Genomic DNA, 15,221 nt, shown 5'->3' with positions numbered 1-15,221 from the left:
CCTACGATGGAGCTAGTAGGGCTCAAGTTCTGTAGTAAAATAGCAGAGCACGAGTTCTTCCTGAAAGAACTGCTTTAAGGCGTTCCATCGTGCGCTGCCGTGCCAGCTGTTCAGCTTATCAAGTAAGTTTGAAGCGGCATTCCAACTTGTGACGGACTACGTTACGTGTTGCAGAGTGAAGATTAAGGGTTGCTGTAATTTAGCAGGCCTATCATTTGTAACGTAGAACTGCATTAGCCTTAAACTGCTTAAGCGCGTCGACTCTTCTCGGCCAATAAAATTCAAGCTGCTATAGCGGCTATAACCTTGTTCGGCTTTCTTATAGGGGAAGAAGCTTGTTTGCTAGAAGTAGGTAATAGGTCAGATTGAGCCAGTAACCTGCTTTATTGTGCAGCACTTGATCACCGAACTTTGCAGCAGGAAGAAGCTCGTTTAGCATCACCAACTAAAAATAGGTAGGCTACTGTTGCGCTCATATACATGAGCGCAACCGATTGCACTTTTCTCCCTTCATCGGTGCTAATTAGTTTGTTCAGAGCATAAACAAGCGGTTTTTGTTAGGGCGCTTATGCATATAAGCCTTAGTGATACGATGAGAATAGTACAATATTTGTTTTAAGATAGGCCAATTGTTCTAGTTTATATCATATATAATAAAACAGTAATACTACTAATTGCACTTAGCGGTACCAACAGTTAAGGCAATCGATTATCGGTAGAGTTCGCAGCAGAACAGGTGTTGTGTTATTGAGTTTATAAAGAATAAATAAAATTTATGAAAGATTTGCAATAACAGCAAATGCTTTTTACCATTGTCATAGGTCATGTTTCTGAAGTCAGCCTTTCAGAAACACAGTGACCTTATCCTAGGTAACACTCGGATCCGCGCGTTAAGCAGCTATTGGTCGCTACCAAAGCTGTTGGTGAGGCACGCCCACTGCCTCAATTGATTTTACGCCCTGCCGGGATGTTTCCCGGCCTGCTCTGCCCCCTTGTTGGATTTAGAGGTATTCCCACTACCTCACTTGGTTCTTCGCACCCAAAAATGCGTGATAAGCCTTCCTACGCCACAAAAGCAGCTACTCCCTCTCTAAAGTTGCGGTAACTCCGCGCCGGCTCTGTTGAGCTTTTTCCAGTGAAGTTTTACGCCCTGGCAGCCAAAGCTGCTCTGAATCGACCTGCGCTCTAGCGCCAGCAATACAGCCTGGAGTTGCTTGAATATGATGCTCTCACCAACATACCCCAAGCATGAAAAAACTTTTACTAGCCTTGCCGACACTGCTCTACGCAGCACAAACTAGCGCGCAAAGCCAAAAAATCACTGGCAAAGTAACAGAAGCAAATGGCTCGCCTCTGCCCGGCGTAACGGTGCTTATTAAGGGCACTACACGCGGCGGCGCTACTGCCATGGATGGCACCTTCACCTTGGAAGGCGAGCCAAACAGTGTGCTGGTTTTTTCATTCTTAGGCTACAAATCGCAAGAAGTACCACTAGCCGGGCGGTCCTCGGTGACCGTAGCCATGGGTGCCGATGCCAAAGCCCTCGATGAGGTAGTGGTGGTGGGCTACGGCACCCAAACAAAGGCAGAATTTACGGGTTCGGCAGCGCGCGTGTCCGGCGATGCTGTAAAAGATATGCCTGTGCAAAGCTTCGACCAGGGACTAGCCGGCAAGGCTACTGGTGTGAGCATCGGCCAGCCCAACGGGGTGCTCAACAATGCCCCCGTTATCCGGATTCGGGGCATCAACTCGATTTCGCTTAGTTCGTACCCGCTGGTGGTTGTGGACGGAATTCCGATTAATACGGGCAACGCGTCGGGGAGTACTACCGTGGCCAATAACCCGCTCGGCGACATAAACCCAGCTGATATCGAGAGCATTGACGTGCTGAAGGATGCGGCTTCCACGGCTATTTATGGCTCCCGGGCTGCTGCCGGTGTGATTTTGGTGACCACGAAGAGTGGCAAGGCAGGTAAACCCCGCGTGACATACGAAGGTTGGGCTGGTCTGACGCAGGCTGTGCGCCTGCCCAAAATGCTTAACGCCGAGCAGTTTATGCTCATCAAAAACGAGGCCGTACTCAACTCGAAAATCCTTTCGGGCAACGCCAACAACGCCAGCGTACCGTCGGCTTCCTTCTTCCCGACATACAACGAAGATGGCTCCTTGGTAGACACCAATTGGTACGATGAAGTGTACCAAACTGGCTTTTCGCAAAACCATAGCCTTAGCGTGGGCGGGGGCTCGGAAAGCACCAAATACTACTTCTCCACCAACTACAGTGACCAGAAAGGCATCCTCAAAACCAATGAGTTCACCCGCAAAGGGGTGCGCTTCAACCTGAGCCACAAGCTGACGCCGTGGTTGAGCTTGTCGGGCAATGCCAACTACAACAACAGCCTCAACGCCTCGCCCAACACCGGTTCGTTGGAAGGCAACGCCTTCGGGTTGGTAGGGTCGGCCCGCTTGGCTTGGCTGTCGGCGCCCAACGTGTACGCCATCAACCCCGATGGCAGCTACAACCTAAGCACGGCCAACACCTTGGGCATGGGCAATAACACGGTATCCAGCAACTTCTACAACCCGGTGCCGCTGCTCGACCTCAACAAGTACACCTCGGAGAACGACCGGATTATCAGCAATTTCGCGGCAGATTTCACGCCGCTGAAAGGCCTGGCCTACCGCCTGAGCTACGGCATCGATAGGCTGAAAATCGAGAATGAGACATTCCAGGCTGGACTGCACGGTCCCGGCTACCCGAGCGGCAACGCCACCAACAGCAGCTTGCTGATCGACAACTGGAACCTGACGCACACGCTCACTTACCAGCTGCCGCTGCCCACAACCAAGCACAGCGTAACCTTGCTGGCCGGCTACGACGTGCAGAAGTTCAATAACTCGTCGTGGGGCGCTACCCGCTCCATTCTGTCCGACAATTTCTTCGACGAGTTTCAGGGCAGCTACGGCAGCATCGTGCCGGCCAATAACTCGCTGAACGAGCGCGCTTTCGCCTCGGTGTTCTCACGCGTTACCTACGACTTCGACAAGCGGTATTTTCTGACCGTGAACTTCCGGCGCGACGGCAACTCGGCTCTGGGCGCGGGCAAGAAATACGGCAACTTCGGGGGCGTGTCGGGTGGCTGGTCGTTGGGAGAAGAACAGTTCTACCAGAACTCGCCGCTGGCCGCGGTGCTCACCAACGTGAAGCTGCGGGCCAGCTGGGGCAAGGTTGGCAACGGCAACTTGTCGAACTCGTACGGCTCGTTGTCCTTGTACAACTCGGCACTGTATGGCTCGGTGCCCACCTGGACATTCAGCCAGGGCGGCAACCCCGACCTAGGCTGGGAAACCAGCAAGCAAACCAACGTAGGCGCCGATTTAGGCTTGTTCAACGAGCGGATCCGGCTCGACATGACCTATTACCGCAACAATGTGGACGGCCTGATCTTGAACGTGCCACAGTCGCCCTCGAAAGGGATTCCCAGCAACGCTATTCTGATGAACGTGGGCTCGATGTACAACCGCGGCTTCGAGTTGGGCATCAACGCCAGCGTGCTCAATGCGGGCAAGTTCACTTGGAATACCAACTTCAACTACACCACCAACCAAAACAAGGTAACGGCCTTATTTGGTGAGGGAACCGAGATTGTGGGCACTACCAGCGCCACGGCCGAAACCACCAACATCACGCGCGTCGGCTACTCGGTGGGCAGCTTGTACGGGGCCAAAACCGATGGGGTGAACCCCGCCAACGGCCAGCGGATATTCATCAACAAAGCCGGCGAGAAAGTGCAGTACAGCCACGCCGTGGCCTCGGGACAGAGCCGCTGGACGTACTTGGATGGTTCGCCCGCAGCGGCCATCAGCGTGAGCGACTACCAGCTACTCGGCAATGCGTTGCCTACTTGGTACGGCGGCTTCAACAACACCTTCAAGTACGGCAACTTCGACCTCGGCATCAACTTCACTTACTCCGGCGGCAACTACGTGATGAACGGTACCAAGGGCACCTGGCGCGACCAACGCTTCTGGAACAACACCACCGAAGTGCTGGACCGCTGGACCACGGAAGGCCAGGTAACCGACATTCCACGCGTCGTGTACGGCGACTTGCTGTCCAATGGCTCCTCGTTTCCGATTTCGGAAAACGCCGAGAAGGCCGACTTCCTGCGTCTGCAGTCCGCGGCGCTCGGCTACACGGTGCCGAAAGAGCTATTCGGCAAATCGGGTATCAGCTCGGTTAGGGTGTATACGCAGGTGTTCAACGCCTTCATCCTGACCAAGTACAGCGGCACCGACCCGGAAATCTCCTCGAACGGCAACACCAACACGACGCCCGGCGTGGACAAAAACTCTATTCCGCAGGGCCGCACCTTCACCCTAGGCGTGAACGTGGGCTTCTAAGCCTAGGCCGCTGTCATGCCAACATTCCGCGCATCAAGTGGAAAGAGGCATCTGGATTGTAAAGCTGGAGCAGTAAGCTCAGATTCCTCGCTCCACTCGAAATGACACCGCCTTTGCCACTTGGGAGGCGGTACCCAGGTTGCCCAGCACAAATACATAGTAGTCAGCCTGCAACCCGGGTTGTCGGGTCCTGAGAGCCAAGCGGCTGGCTACCCAAACATCAATCTGAAATCGATGAAGACGATAACTCAATCTGCCGCTCGCAAAGCGGGCACGCTCCGCCTAGCTTCCTGCCTCTTACTCTCCTGCACATTGTGGGCCACTGCTTGCGACGAAAAAGATATGTTGAACCCGGCGCCCGAAACCTCATTGCCGGATGCGGCGCTTTTCGCTAGCCCAACCCGCGTGCTCGGTCAAGTGAACGGCATGTACGCGGGGCTCAAAAACGGCAGCTTTTTCGGCGGGCGCTACCTAATGCTCAGCGACATCCGGGGCGAGGAATTTATCAACCGCCTCCAAAACGTATTCACCGGCTACGACGCCTGGAACCACACCATCAACTCCGGCTCCAACGACGCCCTCACCACCTGGAGTACCGCCTACGCCGCCATCAACTCGGCCAACCTGCTCATTGATGGCTTGGCTGCGCACTCAGGCGCTGTAGATGCGGCCGTGGCGACCAACTACACAGCCGAGGCCAAATTTGTGCGAGCCCTGAGCTATTTCAGCCTGATTACGTTCTACGGGCAGCCTTACATCAAAGACAACGGGGCTTCGCCCGGCGTGCCCCTGCGGCTGCAAGGCCAAACCACTTCCGCCAACAACGACATGGCCCGCAGCACCGTGGCGGAAGTGTACGCGCAGATTATCAAGGACCTGAACGAAGCAGAAGCCGGCCTGCCGCTGACGTACAGCACGCCGCTACTCAACACCACGCGGGCCCACCGCAACACGGCCATTGCGCTCAAAACGCGAGTGTACTTGTCGATGGGGCAGTACGCCAACGTGGTGACCGAAGCGCAAAAGATTGTTTCGGCCACGGCACCTTTCAAGGCCAGCAGCGGCGTGCCACACCAGATGCAAGCCAGCATCAGCACCGTGTTCAACTCCGACTATACCACCACGGAGAGTATCTTCTCGATGCCCATGACCGAACTCGACAACGTGAGCGGCCAAAGCTCGCTGGGCTACGAGTACACCGTCAATCAGGAGTACAACCTGAACCCGACTGGCATTTTGGGCAACGCGCAGTGGCGCACCGCCGATGAGCGCCGGACCATGCTCCGTACCGCCGGTACCACGGTGTATCTAACCAAATACAAGAAAGCCAACCCCTACCTCGACTACGTTCCTGTCATTCGCTATTCGGAAGTGCTGCTGAATTACGCCGAAGCCTTAGCCAAAACCAGTACGCCGGATTTAGCCTTATCGGCGCGTATCTTGACTGCTGTGCATCAGCGCGCTGACCCGATGTACACGTTTGCTGCTACCGCTACTGCCACGCCCACGGCCTTGGTAAACTCAATTTGGGTGGAACGGCGCATCGAGTTGCTAGGGGAGGGGTTCCGGTCCATTGATTTGATGCGCAACATGTTGCCGATTCCGGCCAAAGGCACGGCGCCTTCTATTTCGCCTGCACAGCCCGAGTACATTTTCCCAATTCCAAACGCTGAAATTTCGTCCAATAAGCTGCTCTAACTCGCTGCCAGAATCCGGTGGAGCCGTGCTTGTTGCTTCGCCGGATTCTGGTACGTTAGGTTTCCTTTTCAACTACCCCAACCACCCCCGAATGAAGCTACGCAAACAGCTACCCCTTGCCTTGCTACTGGCAGTTCCCGCACTGGCTAACGCCCAAACCCCGGCCACCGATCCGGCATCGGCGGCCAGCAAACCTGCCCCAAAACCCGCCGCTTCCATTGCCGATTTCACCAAGGGCATGAAGAAGTACGACGGCTATTTTCCGTTTTACTACGACGAAAAAACCGGCAAAGTCTTTCTGGAAATTGACCGGTTCGACCAAGAGTTTCTCTACTTCAGCTCCCTAACCGAAGGGGTTGGCTCGGGTGGCCCGGAGAAGGGGCAGGCCTCGTCGGCCATTGTGAAATTCATGCGCATGGGCCCGAAAGTGCTGCTACTGGCGCCCAACTACAACTACCGCGCCGTCACGACCAATACCGACGAGCAAAAGTCAGTGGCCAGCGCGTTTGCCAAGTCCGTTATCTGGGGCTTCATGCCTGCCGCCACCGAAGGCAGCAAAGTCTTGGTGGACTTCACGCCTTTCATCGTGCGCGACAGCCAGAAGATCGGCGACCGGCTTGGAGCCCGCTCGTTTGCCGGCCTGCGCGGCGCGGCGGCTCCGGCCGCGGGTGGTGCTGGTGCCCCGTATCGTTTCGACGAAACTCGCTCGGGTGTGTTTTTGGAGAGCACCAAGAACTTCCCCAAGAACACCGAGTTCGAGGCGCTGGTTACGTTCACGGGCGGTTCCACGGCCGGGGGCCGGGGCTTTGGCGGCGGGCCGGAAATTGCGCCCGACCCCAATGCCGTGACCGTGAACATGCACCAGTCGCTGGTGGAATTGCCCGACAACAAGTACAAGCCGCGCAAATTTGACCCGCGTTCCGGCTTCAACATGTTCAGCTACCTCGACTTTTCGGCCCCCATGACCGACCCCGTCATGGTGCGCTACTCGCGGCGGCACCGGCTAGAGAAAAAGAACCCGAAAGCGGCTTCTAGCGAAGCCGTTGAGCCTATTGTTTACTACGTAGACCGGGGCGCCCCCGAGAAAATCAAGCAGGCGCTGATTGAAGGCGGGGCCTGGTGGAACCAGGCGTTTGAGGCCGCTGGCTACAAAAATGCCTTCCAGGTGAAAGAACTGCCGGCTGGCGCCGATGCCATGGACATTCGTTACAACGTGGTGAACTGGGTGGACCGCGCCGGTAACCCGCGCGCGTTTTCCTACGGCTCCTCGTACATCGATCCGCGCACCGGCGAAATCATCAAAGGTGTCGTGACGCTAGGTTCGGACCGGCACCGGCAGGACTACCTGATTGCCGAGGGCCTGTTGCAGCCCTACGGCAACGGCAAAGCCAACACCGATAAGATGGAGCAGTTGGCCCTGGCCCGCATCCGGCAACTGTCGGCCCACGAAATCGGACACACGCTGGGCTTCTTTCACAACTTCGCGGCCAGTCCCAATGGCCGGGGCTCGGTGATGGATTACCCGTTTCCGCGGTTTTCGCTGAAAGCCGACGGCACCATTGACGTGTCCGACGCCTACGCCAAGGGCATTGGCAGCTGGGACAAACGGGCTGTGTTGTGGGGCTACCAAGACTTCCCGAACGGCACCAACGAAGACGAAGCCCTCGAAAAGATCATGCAGGAAACCCTCAAGCAGGGCCACCTCTTTATCCCCGACATTGGGGGCTACACGCACCCCACTTCCCACCAGTGGGACGACGGCGAGAACGCCGTGACGCAACTCACCAAGCTCATGACCGTGCGCCGGCACGTGCTCGACAACTTCTCGGAGAAAGCCATTCCTGACCAAGCGCCCATGGCGACGTTGGAAGAAGTGCTAGTGCCCATCTACCTGCTGCACCGCTACCAGATTGAAGCTGCTGCCAAATCGTTGGGAGGCCTGTACTTCTCGCCGGCCGTGAAAGGCGACGGGCAAGTGGCCACTAAAATGGTGGCGCCAGCCGAGCAGTGGAAGGCGTTTGACGCCCTGCTGACCACCATCACGCCCGATGCACTGGCCCTGCCCGAAAAGCTAATCCAGAAGATTCCGCCCCGCCCCTCGGGGTACAACAACATGTCGGAGCTGTTTAGCCGCCACACCGGGCCCACCTTCGACCCCATAGCTGCCGCCGAAGCTGCGGCCAGCGAAACCATTTCGTCGCTGCTGAACGCCGAGCGGGCGGCTCGCCTGATCGAGTATCAGGCCCGGGACAGCCAGCAGCCCGGCTTCATGCCTGTAGTCGACAAACTGCTGGCCGCCACTTGGAAGGCTCCGCTGCCCACTGGCTACAAAGGCGAGCTGCAAACCATGGTCAACAACGTCACGCTAAAGACCCTGCTGGAGCTAGCCGCCGACAACCGAGCATCGGAAAGTGCCCGTGGCCAAGCCTTACTGAAAGTGCAGGAACTGCAACAGTGGATGACCACAAAGATGCCCTCGGCCGAAAGCCACCAGAAAGCCAACTTGGCCTTCGGCTTATCACAGATTTCGAAGTTCAACGAAGACCCCAACAAGTTCCAGCCCATTCCCGGCCTGGAAATGCCACCCGGCGCCCCCATCGGCATGCCCGGCATAGATTTCCTGGACGATGACGTGGCATACTAAGGCAGCTCCAACGTCCAAAGTTGCTTACACAACCAAGCGGTAAGCTGAGCCGTCGGTGAGGGCGCCCCATCCCTTTTTTCCTTGCTGCCCACCCGTTATACTGAGCATGTGGCGCCTCAAGCCAGGGGCCGCAGCGTCGCGTCTGCTGCCATTGCCAAAGCAATTGTCATGCTGAGCGCAGCCGAAGCATCTCGCTAGTGTGGTAACCTCCTACAGCAACGATTCGAGCGAGATGCTTCGGCTTCGTTACACTGCGCTCAGCATGACAATAGTATTACAACGTCAGCAGGTGATAGGCTTCGCTGCACTGCGTTCAGCAGAACGTTCTGGTTTGGTCTGGTTAGCACTATCAGTACTAATCATACCAAGTGCACAGGCGGCTTAGCGACATGATAACCTTCTTTCCTTCAGGTTTCTGCATTTTCTTATCAGGTACCCTAAACTCCGAGAGCTATGAAAAACAACTTTACTTTCGTTAGGCGCGTGTTGGGCGTGGCCGGTTTGCTGGGCGCGCTGGCGCTGCCGCAACAAGTAGCGGCTCAAGCCACTATGTCGCCGGCCAAGCTGGAAGCACTGAAAAAGGAACTGGCCGTTGAGATTGACAAGCAGCAGAAGGCCACGCAGCAAATGGTGGACATGGTGTTTAGCTTTGGCGAGCTTGGGTTTCAGGAAACCGAAACCTCCCGTTACCTAACTGGGATTCTCAAGAAAAACGGCTTCACCATCGAGCAAGGCATTGCGGGCATACCCACGGCTTGGGTGGCGAAGTGGGGTTCAGGCAAGCCTGTAATTGCCATTGGTAGCGACATCGACTGTATTCCAAAGGCCTCGCAGAAACCCGGTGTAGCCTACCATGACCCCATTATTGAAGGAGCACCGGGCCATGGCGAAGGTCACAATTCCGGCCAGCCGCTGAACGTGACGGCCGTGTTGGCTCTCAAGAAAATCATGGAGCGCGAGAAGATTCCGGGCACGCTCATGCTCTGGCCGGGCGTGGCCGAAGAACAACTAGGCGCCAAGGCCTACTTTGTGCGCGATGGCTACTTTAAAAACGTGGATGCCTGCATCTTCACTCACGTCGGCGACAACTTGGGTGTCTCGTATGGTGACGGTGGGGGCAACGGCATGATTTCCGTGAAGTTCAACTTCGATGGGCAGGCCGCGCACTCGGCGGGTGCGCCGTGGCGCGGCCGCAGTGCCCTCGATGCCGTGGAGCTGATGGACATTGGCTGGAACTTCCACCGCGAGCATATGGAAGTAACGCAACGCTCGCACTACGTAATTCCCGACGGTGGCGACCAGCCCAATGTGGTACCGTCTAAGGCGTCGGTGTGGTACTATTTCCGCGACCGGACCTACCCCAAGATCATCCAGATGTATGACGACGCCAAGAAAATGGCCCAGGGTGCTACGCTCATGACCAATACCACCGTGACGCACGAAGTAATGGGTAGCGCCTGGCCCGGCCACATGAACAAGCCGGTGGCCGAGGCCATGTACCAGAACATTCGGGCAGTGGGCTTGCCTACCTGGAGCGCCGACGACCAAGTGCTGGCCCGAGCCATCCAGAAGGAGATGAAAGCTCCCAAAACCGACCGCCGCAACAAGCCGATTGATGGCTTGGCCATGAAGCTTGATACGCTCACCAAACCCGACGAATTCTCTATTGGCGGCGGCTCCGACGACATTGCCGACATTTCCTGGAACGTGCCGACCGTAGTGCTGCGCTACCCAGCCAACATCCCCGGCCTGCCCGGCCACCACTGGTCGAATGCTGTTTCCATGGCGACGCCCATTGCCCACAAAGGCGTAACGGCCGGCGCCAAAGCCGAGGCCATGACTCTGCTGGATATGCTGGTGAAGCCGGAAATCCTGAAAGACGCCTGGACTTACTTCAACGAGGTGCAAACCAAAGACACCAAGTACACCCCCCTGATTTCAGCCACTGATAAGCCGGCAATCAAGTTGAACGAAGGTATCATGGCGGAATTCCGCCCCGAGATGAAGAAGTACTACTACAACCCCGCTAAGTATAAAACCTACCTGGAGCAGTTGGGTATCAAGTACCCCATGGTGAAGCCAGAAAGTGAACCCAAAGCCGTTAGCGGCGGCCAGTAGGCGTATTCTCTAGACTTCAAAACATAAAGTAAAAGTAAAACAAGTGTCCGTCATGCTTGATCTGGCGTCCGCTTGCCGAAGCATCTCGCGTGCTGACATTGCCAAACTATACTATTGTCATGCTGAGCGTAGTCGAAGCATCTCGCTAGTGTGGTAACCTCCTACAGCAACGATTCGAGCGAGATGCTTCGGCTGCGCTCAGCAAGACAGTTACTTTGGCAATATTAGCACAGCAGGCCCGTTGAGCCCAATACTGGATTCCGGCAGAAGTTGGATTCCGATACTGGTGCTCAACGGGCCTGCTGTGCTGATCTTGCGCTAAACTAGTTCAAACAATTTCAGAGTACGGAAGCTTCATAGCCAGTCATCATCTTGCTAGCTCGACTAGCTTTTGGATTTGCTTACCTTGGTTTCATGGGCGTTCCGCAACGGATTGGTGCCACTACCGGGGTTACCTTGGTCAGGGCGTTTGGAGTCACCACGGCTACTCTATTAGTAGCCGGTATCGTGATTGGGTCGGGGGTTTTCAAGAAGATAGTGCCCTTGGCGCAAACCGGCCTGAGCGAGGGCTGGATTTTGGCGGCGTGGCTGCTGGCCGGCTTCATCACCTTGTGCGGGGCATTCAACCTTGCCGGGCTGTCCTCGCTCACCGAAGAATCTGGGGGCATCTATGAGTACTTGCGCCTCTCGTTCGGAAACTTTGCTTCTTTCCTCTTCGGCTGGACTGACTTTACCATCATCGGTACGGCCTCCGTTGCGGCATTGGGCTTCATCTTTTCCCAAACCATCAACACCCTGATTCCGCTGCCCAACCCCTTGCAGCCCTGGGCACAGGTGTCAATCGGTGGGTTCATTTATCCGTTTGCCGACTCCGGTATAAAAATCCTGGCTATAGGCATCATCTGTGCGCTTACTTGGGTGAACTACCGTGGGGCTGCTGTCAGTGGGACGCTAAGCAACGTCTTTACCGGTGCAAAACTCCTGGGCATTTTGCTGCTTATCATGGTAGGACTGTTTTTAGCTGCTCCAGCCCCCGAAACGGCACCTGTGTTAAATGCTCCCGCTACAACGAGCAGTACCTCTTTTATTAGTGCTTTCCTCACTGCTCTACTTAGCGTGTTCTGGGCCTATGATGGCTGGGTGGACTTATCGTTCGTAACCGGCGAAGTCAAAAACCCGACTCGTAACGTGCCACGAGCCCTAGTTGCCGGCGTCAGCATTGCTATTGGGGTGTACCTGCTGGTCAACTACGCGTACTTGCGGGTGCTGTCGTTGCCCGAGCTGGCTGCTATCAGTCCGAATGAGATTGGCGCTGCCGTGGTGGCGGAGAGCGTGCTGGGCAAGGCCGGTAAAACGGGGGTGACCCTGCTGATTATGGTAAGCGTCTTCGGGACTCTCAATGCGGTGTTGCTCTCGCATACCCGCATCTACTTCCGTATGGCCCAGGAGCGGTTCTTTTTCCCGAAAGCTGCCACCGTGCATCCTCGCTACCGCACGCCCCACGTTGCGCTCGGCTACACGCTCGTGTGGAGCTGCCTGTTGGTGCTATCGGGCACCTTCGAGATGCTGACCGACTTGGTCATTTTCGCGACTTTCCTTTTCTATGGACTGCTGGCCTTGGCCGTGCTCAAGATGAAGCGCCAGGGAAGGATAACAGCCAAGGTAATAGGCTACCCTTTCGTGCAGCTATTCATCTTGCTGTTCGCAATGTCCTTGACAGTCAATACGCTGGTGACTCAGCCCAAACAGTCGTTGATAGGTATTGGGTTGGTGTTGAGCGGACTGCCGTTCTATTATTACTTTAAAAAGCAAAGCGCCGTACAGCTGTCCAGCGCCCCGGCAGGCGACTAACGAGAAGCTAGAACTCAACAGCATCGTTCGGTAATAGGGCCGTAACTAGCACTATACAGAAGGTGATTTGCCTATAACTAAAAGCACGAAACGGGTTGCTTTAGGCCAGCTTATTTGCGCCTACTCTTACCTTCGCTCTGTAACGTTGGCAGTGCGCTTGTCACCACCTGCTGGCGCCTGACTTATGCTTTCTTCTGTTGCTTATGCGTAGAATTACCTACTTTTTACTGCTCTGGCTCCCGTTGCTGACGGCTTGCATGCGTCCGGCTGCGTCTTCGACTACTGCATCTAACAGCTCGAAAGTTTACTTTCCGGCACCAGGCGCGTCCTGGCAGCACCAGTCACCTAGCGCTGCTGGCTTCGATTCAGTGCGCCTCGCCGAAGCGGTGGCTTTTGCCCGCACGCAAGAAACCACCCAGATGACGCCCAACTTCTCTACGCAAGAAGAGATTTTCGGCAAGCTGCTGGGGCCTATGCCCACAAGCCGTGCCGCCACCAATGGCCTTGTGCTGCGGCACGGCTATGTGGTGGCCGAATGGGGAGAAACAGACCGCCCAGACCCCACCTACAGCGCAGCCAAAAGCTTCCTCTCAACTATTCTCGGTCTGTCGATTGACCGCGGGATGATCGAGGATATTCACGACCCGGTGGCGAAATATATCCAGGACGGAGGCTACGATTCCGAGCAAAACCGGGCTATTACGTGGGAGTACCACGCCCGGCAAACCAGTGAGTGGGAAGGCGAGCTATGGGGGAAAAACGCCAATTTTATCGGCCACGAAGCTTTCGGTAGGGGAGAGCGTAAACCCCGCGCTTTGCAGGCGCCAGGCACGTATTACGAATACAACGATGTGCGCATCAACCGGCTAGCCTTGTCGCTGTTGCGCCTGTGGAAACGCCCGTTGCCGACCGTGCTGAAACAGGAAATCATGGATCCGATTGGTGCGTCCTCCACTTGGCAGTGGGTGCCTTATCCCAACGCCGTGGCCACCGTGGATGGCAAACCCATGCCCTCGGTAAGTGGAGGCACGCGCTGGGGCGGCGGGCTAGTCATCAGCGCCCGCGACGAAGCGCGCTTCGGCTACCTAATGCTGCGGCAAGGACGTTGGGGCCGTCGTCAATTGGTATCGCCCGCGTGGATCAAGCAAGCCACCACGCGCGGCCCCGTCGGCCCCGACTACGGCTACCTCTGGTGGCTCAACACCGAGCGAAAAGCCTGGCCCGATGCGCCCGCCACCAGTTATGCGGCGCTCGGTGCGGGCCAAAACACCATCTGGGTAGACCCCGAGCATGACCTGGTTATTGTGTGGCGCTGGCACGATGGCAGCCCCAACGAGTTGATTAAGCGCGTGCTAGCGGCTCTCAAATCCGGCCAATAGCTTCCGTTGCTGCTAGCCATTTCACACAGATCGTTTCTTTTCCTATGCCGCTGACCTCTTCATTGCCTTGCACGTTGCTGCTACACGGTGGATCAGGCCGGCTGCATCCGGCAGGCACTCCTTTTCCGCAGCAAACTGCCTACACCGATGCTCTTACCGAGGCAGCACAGGCTGGTTATGCAGTGTTGTCGAAAGGCGGAACCAGCGTTGAGGCAGTGGAAGCTAGTTTACGGATATTAGAAGACTCGCCTCTGTTCAATGCCGGCCGTGGGTCGGTATTCTCGCATGCTGGAGTCAACGAGATGGACGCGGCCCTCATGGATGGCGCTACCCTGCGGGCCGGGGCAGTGGCGGGTGTACGCACCGTTCGCAATCCTATTTCTGCCGCTCGCGCCGTCATGGAGCGTTCCAGCCACGTACTGCTCACCGGTGCGGGCGCCGACGAATTTGCCGCCGAAATGGGCTTGGCAACCGCAGCCCCCGAATGGTTTCGAGTGGAAGCGCGCTGGCAGCAATGGCAAGCTTTGCAACAGGCGGAAGCGCTTGCGCAAGCTCCTTCGCCATCTAATCTTTCCACGCCGAAATATGGCACAGTGGGCGCCGTAGCCCTCGACCAAGCCGGCCACCTCGCGGCAGGTACTTCTACCGGCGGTATGCTCAACAAAAAGTACGGCCGGGTAGGTGACTCTCCGCTGATTGGAGCCGGTACCTACGCCAACCATGTTTGCGCCGTATCGGGCACTGGTCACGGGGAGTTCTTTATCCGCCATGCAGTAGCCCACGACATTGCTGCTCTAACGGAGTACCGCGGCCTGAGCGTACAGCAAGCGGCCGAGTTAGTCATTCATCATAAAGTAGCGCCGGCCGGGGGCAGGGGCGGGGTCATCGTCCTCGATGCGCAGGGTAACGTAGCCATGCCGTACAGCACCGAGGGAATGTTCTGGGCGTTGGTGCGAGCTGATGGCCGCGTCGAAACCAACATCTGCAACATGGTAATCGAATAGAGTGCAGTAAACCCACCAATGCCGTACGGCATGGCAGTACTGACCTGCTCTAGCTCAACTAGTTTTTGCCGATGGTCAGATAAGTTGGAGTGCAACCAGACAAGAAAACTGGCCGACTAAAAA

General features: G+C 56.4%; 7 protein-coding genes. All 7 read left to right on the top strand.

From position 1 onward, the window contains the following. Positions 1-1,248 precede the first annotated feature (1,248 nt). The 7 genes from P1X16_RS25435 (at position 1,249) to P1X16_RS25405 (ending at position 15,098) form a co-directional block, all read left to right on the top strand. Positions 1,249-4,404, top strand: a complete 3,156-nt coding sequence (locus tag P1X16_RS25435; RefSeq protein ID WP_277235028.1) for a TonB-dependent receptor — start codon at positions 1,249-1,251, stop codon at positions 4,402-4,404. Between the two features lie 234 nt (positions 4,405-4,638). Continuing rightward, positions 4,639-6,102, top strand: a complete 1,464-nt coding sequence (locus P1X16_RS25430) for a RagB/SusD family nutrient uptake outer membrane protein (RefSeq protein ID WP_277235027.1) — start codon at positions 4,639-4,641, stop codon at positions 6,100-6,102. Positions 6,103-6,193: 91 nt separating this feature from the next. Next, positions 6,194-8,746 carry a zinc-dependent metalloprotease gene (locus tag P1X16_RS25425; RefSeq protein WP_277235025.1) on the top strand — a complete coding sequence of 851 codons (2,553 nt, stop codon included), beginning with the start codon at positions 6,194-6,196 and terminating at the stop codon, positions 8,744-8,746. 549 nt (positions 8,747-9,295) lie between these two features. After that, on the top strand, positions 9,296-10,864 hold the full coding sequence (locus P1X16_RS25420; RefSeq protein ID WP_277235246.1) for a peptidase dimerization domain-containing protein: 1,569 nt from the start codon (positions 9,296-9,298) through the stop codon (positions 10,862-10,864). A 414-nt stretch (positions 10,865-11,278) separates the two neighbouring features. Then, the gene (locus P1X16_RS25415) at positions 11,279-12,715 is read left to right on the top strand and encodes an amino acid permease (protein ID WP_277235024.1); all 1,437 of its coding nucleotides are present in this window, start codon (positions 11,279-11,281) and stop codon (positions 12,713-12,715) included. A 203-nt stretch (positions 12,716-12,918) separates the two neighbouring features. Next, entirely contained in the window at positions 12,919-14,094 is a 1,176-nt protein-coding gene (locus P1X16_RS25410) for a serine hydrolase (RefSeq protein ID WP_277235022.1), read from the top strand. Positions 14,095-14,138: 44 nt separating this feature from the next. Next, positions 14,139-15,098: an isoaspartyl peptidase/L-asparaginase gene (locus P1X16_RS25405; protein ID WP_277235020.1), complete on the top strand. Its 960-nt coding sequence runs from the start codon at positions 14,139-14,141 to the stop codon at positions 15,096-15,098. The last annotated feature ends 123 nt before the right edge of the window (positions 15,099-15,221 follow it).

The organism is Hymenobacter sp. YC55 (assembly GCF_029433095.1).
Lineage (GTDB): Bacteria > Bacteroidota > Bacteroidia > Cytophagales > Hymenobacteraceae > Hymenobacter.
This window is presented reverse-complemented; position numbering and strand designations above follow the sequence as displayed.

Coding starts and splice junctions, on each gene's coding strand:
- P1X16_RS25435 (WP_277235028.1), top strand. CDS start 1,249: ATGAAAAAACTTTTACTAGCCTTGCCGACACTGCTCTACGCAGCACAA.
- P1X16_RS25430 (WP_277235027.1), top strand. CDS start 4,639: ATGAAGACGATAACTCAATCTGCCGCTCGCAAAGCGGGCACGCTCCGC.
- P1X16_RS25425 (WP_277235025.1), top strand. CDS start 6,194: ATGAAGCTACGCAAACAGCTACCCCTTGCCTTGCTACTGGCAGTTCCC.
- P1X16_RS25420 (WP_277235246.1), top strand. CDS start 9,296: ATGTCGCCGGCCAAGCTGGAAGCACTGAAAAAGGAACTGGCCGTTGAG.
- P1X16_RS25415 (WP_277235024.1), top strand. CDS start 11,279: ATGGGCGTTCCGCAACGGATTGGTGCCACTACCGGGGTTACCTTGGTC.
- P1X16_RS25410 (WP_277235022.1), top strand. CDS start 12,919: ATGCGTAGAATTACCTACTTTTTACTGCTCTGGCTCCCGTTGCTGACG.
- P1X16_RS25405 (WP_277235020.1), top strand. CDS start 14,139: ATGCCGCTGACCTCTTCATTGCCTTGCACGTTGCTGCTACACGGTGGA.